Origin of the sequence: Faecousia intestinalis (assembly GCF_040096185.1) — a bacterium.
Taxonomy (GTDB): domain Bacteria; phylum Bacillota; class Clostridia; order Oscillospirales; family Oscillospiraceae; genus JAZOXB01.
Window position 1 is genome coordinate 1 of sequence record NZ_JBBMFF010000084.1, and the last position, 9,514, is coordinate 9,514.

9 protein-coding genes are annotated in these 9,514 nt (G+C 63.5%); 6 read left to right on the forward strand and 3 right to left on the reverse strand.

Going from position 1 to position 9,514, the window contains the following annotated elements; all coding sequences use genetic code 11:
• Positions 1-112: 112 nt before the first annotated feature.
• Genes WMO66_RS01405 through WMO66_RS01415 form a run of 3 tightly spaced genes read right to left on the reverse strand, consistent with a single transcriptional unit; the run spans position 113 to position 2,324 of the window.
• Positions 113-682 carry a hypothetical protein gene (locus tag WMO66_RS01405; RefSeq protein WP_349134625.1) on the reverse strand — a complete coding sequence of 190 codons (570 nt, stop codon included), beginning with the start codon at positions 680-682 and terminating at the stop codon, positions 113-115.
• Complete coding sequence (locus WMO66_RS01410) at positions 670-1,563, reverse strand: ParB/RepB/Spo0J family partition protein (protein WP_349134626.1); 894 nt, start codon at positions 1,561-1,563, stop codon at positions 670-672. The genes WMO66_RS01405 and WMO66_RS01410 overlap by 13 nt, the downstream gene beginning before the upstream one ends.
• Positions 1,560-2,324 carry a ParA family protein gene (locus WMO66_RS01415; RefSeq protein WP_349134627.1) on the reverse strand — a complete coding sequence of 255 codons (765 nt, stop codon included), beginning with the start codon at positions 2,322-2,324 and terminating at the stop codon, positions 1,560-1,562. The genes WMO66_RS01410 and WMO66_RS01415 overlap by 4 nt, the downstream gene beginning before the upstream one ends.
• 499 nt (positions 2,325-2,823) lie before the next feature.
• Between WMO66_RS01415 and proB the strand changes: the two genes are divergently transcribed.
• The 6 genes from proB to WMO66_RS01445 all read left to right on the forward strand — a co-directional run bounded on the left by proB (position 2,824) and on the right by WMO66_RS01445 (position 9,314).
• The gene (gene proB / locus WMO66_RS01420; protein ID WP_349134628.1) at positions 2,824-3,600 is read left to right on the forward strand and encodes a glutamate 5-kinase; all 777 of its coding nucleotides are present in this window, start codon (positions 2,824-2,826) and stop codon (positions 3,598-3,600) included.
• Positions 3,600-4,853 (forward strand): glutamate-5-semialdehyde dehydrogenase, encoded by a 1,254-nt coding sequence (locus tag WMO66_RS01425; RefSeq protein ID WP_349134629.1) that lies wholly within the window; start codon positions 3,600-3,602, stop codon positions 4,851-4,853. The genes proB and WMO66_RS01425 overlap by 1 nt, the downstream gene beginning before the upstream one ends.
• 4 nt (positions 4,854-4,857) lie before the next feature.
• On the forward strand, positions 4,858-5,658 hold the full coding sequence (gene proC, locus WMO66_RS01430; RefSeq protein ID WP_349134630.1) for a pyrroline-5-carboxylate reductase: 801 nt from the start codon (positions 4,858-4,860) through the stop codon (positions 5,656-5,658).
• A 4-nt stretch (positions 5,659-5,662) separates the two neighbouring features.
• Complete coding sequence (locus WMO66_RS01435; RefSeq protein WP_349134631.1) at positions 5,663-6,439, forward strand: sulfite exporter TauE/SafE family protein; 777 nt, start codon at positions 5,663-5,665, stop codon at positions 6,437-6,439.
• 332 nt (positions 6,440-6,771) lie between these two features.
• Entirely contained in the window at positions 6,772-7,572 is an 801-nt protein-coding gene (locus WMO66_RS01440; RefSeq protein WP_349134632.1) for an inositol monophosphatase family protein, read from the forward strand.
• Positions 7,569-9,314, forward strand: coding sequence for a gluzincin family metallopeptidase (locus tag WMO66_RS01445; RefSeq protein WP_349134633.1), 1,746 nt, complete (start codon positions 7,569-7,571; stop codon positions 9,312-9,314). Before WMO66_RS01440 ends, WMO66_RS01445 begins: the two co-directional genes overlap by 4 nt.
• Positions 9,315-9,514 lie beyond the last annotated feature (200 nt).

A 9,514-nucleotide genomic window follows, 5' to 3' on the forward strand; every position in this document is an offset into this window, starting at 1 on the left:
CACAAAGTATTCCTGCGTTTTCCATACCTCGACTTGCCAAAAAATCTCTCGCCATCCGCTCTTGCTGATTGAATCAGAGCTTCCCTAAGTTTTTAATCAAAGCTTTTCTAAATCAGTCAATGTAGGAACGCAGGGTCTCATAGAGCGCGGCGCCGTCGTCCTTCAGGGCGTCGGCATAGGCCCCGAGCGCCTCGAGATGGCTGCGGAGGGCGGCATAATCGCCCTGCTCCAGCGCGGCCTGCGCCGAGACGAGCAGCTCATTGGCCTGCGCGCGGCGGGAGAGCGTGTCGTTTTCCTTCTGCGCACTCTCAAGCGTCTTCTCGAGCGTTTCGCGGGCCTTTTCGGCCTCGCTTAAGCGGGTCTCGGCCTCCGAGAGCTTGTCTGCTGCCTCGGAGGACGCGGCGTTGGCCTCGTCGAGCTTGGTCTGCAGCTCTGCGGACTCGGCGCGGGCGGCGTCCAGATCCTTCTGCAGCAGCGCGATGTTCTCTCGCGCGCCCGTGTTGGCCGCCTCCATCTCGCCCTTCATGTCAATGACCTTGATGAGCAGGGAGATCGCCACGAGCAGGAAGGCCGCCGCGAACATGATGGCCATGTATTCGAGCATGGCACGCTTTTTCTTTGTGGTCAGCGGCTGCTCCGTTGTTGTTTCTGCCGCTTCCTGCGGCTGCTTCAGTTCAGGCATTCAGGCTTTTCCTCCGTTTTTCCGAGAGCGAGGAGGGCGTCATACAGGCGCTGCAGGTCCTCCTGCCCATAAAATTCCAGTTCAAAGCGTCCCTTGCGCTTTCCGTTGACGATGCGGACCTTGCGGTCGAGGCGCCGCGTGAGGGATTTTTCGCACTCGGCGACATAGTCGACCGTCAGGGGAGCGGGCTTCGGCTCCGGCTTTTCCTCCTCCTGCAGCATCCGCTTGCACATGGCCTCGGCCTGCCGCACGGACAGGCGCAGGGCGACGATCTTCTGCGCGGCCGCCTTCTGCAGGCGGGCCGCCGGGAGCGACAGGATGGCGCGGGCGTGCCCGGCCGAGATCGTGCCGTCCTCCACGAGAGAGCGGACCTCCTCCGGCAGGAGCAGCAGGCGCAGGGCGTTGGCCACGGCCGGGCGGGACTTGCCGACGCGCGCGGCGGCCTCCTCCTGCGTCAGGCCGTATTCCTTCATCAGGCGCTGATAGCCCTCGGCCTCCTCCATGGGGTTGAGGTCCTGCCGCTGCAGGTTCTCCACGAGGGCCAGCTCCATAACGGTGCGGTCGTCGGCCTCAAGCACGACGACCGGGACCTCGCTCAGGCCCGCCATCCGTGCCGCGCGCCAACGGCGCTCGCCCGCGATGATCTGATAAAATCCGCCGCCGCTTGCGCGGACGGCCAGCGGCTGCAGGATGCCGTGGGCGGCGATGGAATCCGCCAGTGCCTGCAGCTCCTCCTCGTCAAACGTGCGGCGGGGCTGATCCGGATTCGGCTCCACCTTCTGCAGGGGCAGCTTCGTCACCGCGCCGCTCTCGGGTTCTTCCTGAAAATCGCCGATCAGCGCGCCAAGCCCTCGGCCCAGCCCACGCTGCTTTGCACTCATAAGCTTCCGTCCTTTCTGCGAATCTCCTCGGCAACGGCGAGATAGGCAGCCGCACCGCGGGAGCTTCGGTCATAGGCAATGACCGGCAGGCCGTGGCTCGGGGCCTCGGCGAGGCGGACATTGCGGGGAATGGCGTTGGCATAGACCTTGCCGGGGAAGTGCCGCCGCACCTCCTGCGCCACCTGGTTGGAGAAGTTTGTTCTCCCGTCGTACATGGTCAGCAGCACGCCGAACACGGAAATTTTCGGGTTCAGCCGCCGCTTGATGGCCCGGAGCGTGCCCATCAGATCGGACAGGCCCTCGAGGGCATAATACTCGCACTGCACCGGAATGAGCACGCTGTCCGCCGCGCAGAGGGCGTTGAGCGTCAGCAGCTCCAGCGAGGGCGGGCAGTCGATGAAGATGTAGTCATAGGCTGCGCGCAGCGGCTCGAGCGCGTTTTTCAGCTGGTATTCGCGCTTGTCCACGCCGATGAGCTCGACGGTCGCACCGGCCAGCTCCGCGCCGGACGGGATGACGTCGCCATAATCCGTGTGGATGACGGCCTTCTCGGCGCTGACGCCGTCGAGAATGAGATCGTAGGATGCGTAGGGGGCCTTGCGCTTGTCCACGCCGAGGCCGGAGGTCGCGTTGGCCTGCGGATCGAAGTCACACAGCAGCACCCGCGCGCCGGTCGCGGCCAGCGCCGCCGTCAGGTTTACGGCAGTGGTCGTTTTTCCCACGCCGCCCTTCTGATTGACGATCGCGATGATCTGCGCCAAGCTGCCACCTCCTTTGGTTGTCAATACGGTGCTATTCTAGCACATGCAGGGGAAGATTGCAACCGTGCAGGAGCGTTCTGTAAAAAATTCCTGTTTCACGTGAAACATTTGGAAAGAGGAATGTGGTGAAAAGTGTGAAACGTAGTGGGGTGGAGAGTGGAGATGCAGGGTGGCAGGCTTGTCATTGCGAGGAGGCCGCAGGCCGACGCGGCGCCCTGAGCGCGAAGCGCGAGGAAGTGCCCTTGGGGTGCAATCTCGGGCAGGCAGCTGCGATTTCGCCGATTGCTTTCCCACAATGCTGCCGGGTACTGCAAGTGTACTATTTATAATAGTATGGTTTCATGCGGTGATCTGTGTTTCACGTGAAACACAGAGACTGTGAAGCGGTCTTTTGCCGCTGCTCATCAAAAAATCCGGCAGCGCTTGCAATTCCGGCCTCAGCGTGCTATGATACGCAGGTGTTAACAAGCTAAAGCAAAAAAGTTAGGAGCCTTGAACCATGCGAATCGTACTCAAGCTGGGGACGTCCACGCTCACGCACCCGACGGGGAATCTGAACATTCGCCGCGTGGAGGAGCTGTGCAAGGTCTGCAGCGATCTCAAAAATGCAGGGCATGAGCTGGTGCTGGTATCGTCCGGTGCCGTCGCCATGGGTGTCGGCAAGCTGTCGCTGGCCGAGCGGCCGAAGGATATTCCCGGCAAGCAGGCGGCTGCGGCCGTCGGCCAGTGCGAGCTGATGTACATTTATGATAAGCTCTACTCGCAGTACCACCACGTTGTGGCGCAGCTGCTCATCACGGCGGACGACATCGAGACGCCGGAGCGCGCGAAAAACTTCCACAACACGCTTGCGCGGCTGCTGCAGCTGCGCACGCTGCCCATCATCAACGAAAACGACACCGTCGCCACGCAGGAGCTGGGCATCGGTGACAACGACACGCTGGCCGCCATCGTAGCCCGGACGATCCGGGCAGACCTTCTCATCCTGTTTTCGGACATCGATGGCCTGTTCACAGCCGACCCGCACAGCGATCCCGCGGCGAAGCTCATCCCCGTCGTTGAGAGGCTCACGCCGGAGATCGAGCGGCTGGCCTGCGGCGCGGGCAGCAAATTCGGCACGGGCGGCATGCAGACGAAGCTCCACGCCGCGCACATCGCTACGGAGGCCGGTGTGCCCATGGTCATTGCCAATGGCGCACAGCCCGCTGCGCTCTACGATCTGATGGACGGCAAGCCCGTCGGCACAAAATTTCTGGCACAGGAGGCGGAGGCATAATGGAATTCACCCCGACGGAGGTCATTCTGCAGCGCGCGAAGGTCGCGGCGGCCTGTCCGGACCTGCGCGACACCGAGGCGAAAAACCGCGCCCTTGCCGCCATGGCGCAGGAGCTGCGCGCGAAGGCACCTGCCATTCTGGCGGAGAACGCCGCCGATCTCGAGGCTGCGCGCGGCACGGTCTCGAACGTCATGCTCGACCGCCTCGCGCTGAACGAGGCCCGGCTCGAGGGCATGGCGGCCGGCATCGAGGCCGTTGCGGCCCTGCCGGACCCGGTCGGCCGGACGCTGGACGAATTCGTCCGTCCGGACGGCCTTCGCATCTGCAAGCGCAGCGTGCCGATGGGCGTTATCGCCATCATCTATGAGAGCCGCCCGAACGTCACGTCGGACGCCGCCGCGCTCGCGCTGAAGTCCGGCAATGTCTGCGTGCTGCGCTCCGGGCGCGAGGCCTACCGCTCCGCCGCCGCCATCACGGCCGCGCTGCGCCGCGGGCTGGAGCGGACCGGTCTGACGCCGGATCTCGTGAACCTTGTGGAGGACACGTCACACGCAGGGGCCGCCGCTCTCATGACAGCCACGGGCTATGTTGACCTGCTCATCCCGCGCGGCGGGGCAGGCCTTATCCGCGCGTGCGTTGAGCACGCGACCGTGCCGTGCATCCAGACCGGCACGGGCATCTGCCATGTCTATGTCGACGAGAGCGCCGATCTTGATATGGCGCTCGATATCATCGAAAACGCGAAAACGAGCCGCCCGTCCGTCTGCAACGCGGCCGAGGTCCTGCTCGTCCACCGCGCCGCCGCGCCGAGGTTCCTGCCCATGCTGCAAAAGCGCCTGTGCGGCCCCGGTGCAAAGCACCCCGTCCGCCTGCGCTGCGACGGAGAAGCCGCAGCCATCCTGGGCATCGCGCCGGACCCGGAGTTCGACACGGAATTTTTGGACTATGTGCTGGCTGTCGGCGTCGTAGACGACGTGGAGGGGGCCATCCGCCATATTGCGCAGCATTCCACGCACCACAGCGAGGCCATTGTCACGCAAAGTGAGGAAAGCGCCGCCCGCTTCACGGCGGGAGTGGACAGCGCGGCCGTCTATGTCAACGCCTCGACGCGCTTCACGGACGGCGGCGAATTCGGCCTCGGCTGCGAGATGGGCATCTCGACGCAGAAGCTCCACGCGCGCGGGCCGATCGGCCTGAACGAGCTGACGACCTATCAGTATGTTATCACCGGAAACGGTCAGATCAGGAGGTAAGCGCATGAAAATCGGATTCATCGGAACCGGAAATATGGGCGGCGCGCTGGCGCGGGCCGCAGCGAAGGGCAGCCACACGCTGCTGCTTGCCAACCGCACCCCGGCCAAAGCCGCGGCGCTGGCAAAGGAGCTGGGCGGGACAGTCTGCCCGAACGCAGAGGCTGCGGAAACGGCCGAGCTGCTGTTTCTCGGCGTGAAGCCGCAGGGCCTGCCGGGTCTGGCAGAAGAGCTGGCTCCCGTGCTGCAGGCGCGGAAGGGGAATGCACCCGTCGTCGTCAGCATGGCGACGGCCGTGACGCTCCGGGAGCTGGACGCCATGCTCGGCGGGGGACTGCCGCTCATCCGCATCATGCCGAACACGCCCGCAGCCGTCGGCGCGGGCACGATCCTCTATGCCGCGCAGAACGTGACGGACGCACAGCTGAACGCCTTCCGCGCTGTTTTGGCGCAGGCCGGGCTGCTGCTGCCCCTGCCGGAGGCGCAGATCGACGCTGCAAGCGCCATCTCGGGCTGCGGACCTGCGTTCTGCTTCCAGTTTGCCGATGCGCTGGCCCTCGGCGGCGTGCGCGCGGGCCTGTCGTACCCGGACGCCTGCCGTCTGGCGGCGCAGACCATGCTCGGCGCGGCGGAGATGCTCCTGCAGGGCGGGGAAGCGCCGGACGTGCTGAAAATGCGCGTGTGCAGCCCGGCCGGAACGACCATCGAGGGCGTTCTGGCACTCGAGCAGGGCGGATTTTCCTACACCGTGCAGAATGCCGTCACGGCCGCCTACCGCAGAACGGTCGAAATGACAAAGAAGGGGTGATCCGATGCAGCTCCTCCTGACCATCGTCGTCTGCCTGTTCGCAGGTGCGGGGGCCGGCCTCGGCACGGGCTTTGCCGGAATGAGTGCCGCTGCCGTCATCACCCCCATGCTCGTCACATTTCTGCATATCGAGCCGTACACGGCCGTCGGCATCGCGCTGGCATCCGATGTGCTGGCAAGCGCCGTCTCGGCCTATACCTACGGCCACAACAGGAATCTGGACATCCGCAACGGCCTCATCATGATGATCACGGTGCTGGCATTCACCGTTGTCGGAAGCCTTGTCTCGAGTCTTGTGCCATCCGTTGCAATGGGAAATTTCTCCGTGATCATGACGCTGCTGCTCGGCATCAAGTTCATCGTCCGCCCCGTGATGACCACAAAGGAGGACATGCAGCAGATCCCAAAGCGCACGCGTATCATCAAGTCCATTGTCTGCGGCGCGATCGTCGGCTTTATCTGCGGCTTTATCGGTGCGGGCGGCGGCATGATGATGCTCCTGCTGCTCACGGGCGTCATGGGCTATGAGCTCAAGACCGCCGTCGGCACGAGCGTGTTCATCATGACGTTCACGGCCCTGACCGGCTCCGTTTCGCACTTCGCCATCGGCGGCGCGCCGCAGTGGCTGCCGTTTTTCCTGTGCATCATCTTTACGTTCGGCTTTGCCCAGCTGGCTGCGCGCATCGCCAACCGTGCCAGCGCCAAAACACTCAACCGCGCCACGGGCGTTATTCTCGTCATTCTCGGCGTCGTGATCCTGGGCTTTTCACTGCTGGAATAATGGTTTATAAAAATAACACCGCGATCCGATCGCGGTGTTATTTCCTTATTACGAGGAACGATATTGCAATCTCAGAACGGTTTTCCTCGGGGCAGAGGGCGGGCAGGTGACCGGAGCGGATGCGAATGGCGGCATTGACAACCCTGCATGTCCGGGCGGCGAAATCGCACCGCAAACTCTTTTCTTCCCGATTCTTCCCTTTTCCCGGGAAATATGGTATGATAAATTATGATAAATTGGAATCAGGGCAGCACCGCACAATGCCGTGAGAGCCTTCGGTGAAGGCGAGGGTGCGCTGCCGCCTTAGAATCTGGATCAGGAGCGAAAAAACTATGGACATCCATCTTCTGGAACGTTTGAAGGACATCGTCCGCTCGGCGGGCACGACGGTCCGCTCGGCGCAGGATGCCGCCATGGGCATCCGCGAAAAATCCTCGCATGTCGACCTCGTCACGCTGTATGACCCCATGGTGCAGGAATTCCTGCGCAGCCGCCTGATGACGCTGCTGCCGGAGGCGGGCTTCCTCGGGGAGGAGGACGCGACGCATGACATTGCAGGCAGGCGCCAGCTGTTCATCGTCGATCCCATCGACGGCACGATGAACTTTATCCGCGGCCTGCACCACAGCTCCATCTCCGTCGCACTGGCGGTCGACGGCGTCGTGACGCACGCCGTGGTCTACAACCCCTATTACGACGAGATGTTCTCCGCCCAGCGCGGCAAGGGCGCGTGGCTCAACGGCCAGCGCCTGCACGTCACGCAGCACGCCGTCCACGACAGCCTCGTGCTCTTCGGCAGCGCGATCTACTACCGCGACACCATCCCCGAGACGCTCCGCTTCGTCGAGGCCCTTCTGCCGAACTGCCTCGATTTCCGCCGCGGCGGCTCGGCCGCGCTGGACTGCTGCTATGTGGCCGCGGGCCGGGCGGACCTGTTTTTTGAGTGCAGACTGTGTCCGTGGGACTATGCCGCGGGCGGTCTGATCGTCACGGAGGCGGGCGGCATCGCCACTCAGCTAGACGGCAGCCCGCTGGCCCTGACGCAGCGCGGCTCCGTCGCCATGGGCAACGCCGTGAATCATCCGGAGCTGCTGGCCATTGCCCGCCGCATCCGGGAAGGAGGCGACGCATGAAAAAGCGCTGCTTTGCTCTGCTGCTGGCCCTTGCCCTGCTGCTGACGGGCTGCAGCCCCCTGTTTGACCTCTATTCCGCCGCGCGCGGCGAATATACCCGCCCGGATTATTCGGACGGCGCGATCTCGTACCGCGAGTTCCAGCGGCCGTATCAGCCCCGCGTGAAATACACGGCCGAGCCGGACATCGAATACGTCCGTCCGGACGTCGACAGCCTCTGCAGCACGCTCAAGTCCATCGGCGCATCCGCGACCGGCGGCAAGGCCGCTGCGGCCGACATCATCAACCAGTTCGACGCGGCCTATGACGACTATGTGCTCTTCAACACCATGGGCGAGCTTGCCTACCTGCGCTACACCCGCGACCTGAGCGACAGCTACTACGAGGCGGAGTACACCTGGTGCACGGACCAGACGACGCGCGTGGAAAAGGCCATGGAGGACTGCTACACGACCATGGCCAAAAGCAGCCTGCGCAGCGCGCTCGAGGAGCAGTATTTCGGCGAGGACTTCTTTGCGTCCTACGACTCGGACGGCGTGTATTCCGACGCCCGGACCGTCGCCCTCCTGCAGCAGGAATCCGAGCTGCAGGCGCAGTATGTCGCCCTGCAGAATGACCCGTCGATCGAGTGGAACGGCAGCACGCGCTCCGTCTCGGAGCTGCTGGAAAACGCCGTGACGGCCGACCTCTATTACGAGGTCCTCGGCGCGTATTACGACGCCTACGGCGCGCAGGCGGGCGAAATTTACATCAAGCTCATCCAGACGCGCCGCGAGCTTGCCGGGCGGCTGGGCTACGGCAGCTACGCCGACTATGCCTATGATGCGCTCTATTACCGCGACTACACCCCGGCGCAGGCCGAGCGCTATGTCGAGCGCGTGCGCACGGAGCTGGCCCCCGTCTACACGGAGGCGGCCGAGCCGATGCAGCTTTCCGCCCTTTCCGCCGATGAGACGATGCAGCACCTGCATGAGGCGGCCGACACGCTCGGCGGCGAGGTGCAGACGGCCATGGGCTTCCTTGATGCCTATTCGCTTTATGACATCACGAGCTCCGCGAATAAAATGCCCGGCTCGTACACAACGTACCTTGAGTCCTACGAGATGCCCTACATCTATATCTCGCCCGAGGGGACGCTGGCGGACCTGCTGACGGCCGCGCATGAGTTCGGCCACTTTGTCGACGGCTATGTGAACTGCAACCAGACGTTCTCCATCGACTGCTCCGAGGTCTTCTCGCAGGCGCTGGAGTACCTGACGCTCGGCAGCACGTCGCTGGGCTTTGCCCGCGCGGCGGAGCTGCGGCAGTACAAGCTCTATGACTCGCTCGAGACCTTCCTCACGCAGGCATGCTACTATGCCTTTGAGTGCAAAGCCTATGCCCTGCCGGACAGCGAGCTGACGGTCGAGAAGCTCAATGAGCTGTTTGCGGAATGCTGCGTGGACTTTGGACTGTTTGACGAGGCGTCGGCGGAGCAGGCCGCGCGCAGCTGGATCGACGTGCAGCACTTTTTCTCCGCGCCGTACTATGTCATCAGCTACTGCGTCTCGAACGACGCTGCCCTTCAAATTTACCAGCTGGAGCAGGAAACGCCCGGCGCGGGTTTGAAGGCCTTCAGCGACCTGCTGTATGCCGCGCCGGAGTCAACGTTCCTCGCCATGCTGCAGGACGGGAGCCTGACCTCGCCGTTTGACGAGAGCCGGATGCAGGACCTGGCGGCATATTTTAAGGAAGCGCTGTAATTTATAAATTTTTGCGCGGACATCGATAGCGCGCTGTAGGGGCGGGGACAGCCGGGCCCGGCTGCGCACTGCCGAGCGAAACAGGCCTCCGTTAAAATGGTAACCGCTCCCGAATTGTCATTGCGAGGAGCGAAGCGACGTGGGAATCTCAAGCAGGCACTTACGATTTCGCCGAAGGCTTCCCTGTGTTCTGAGTGCGT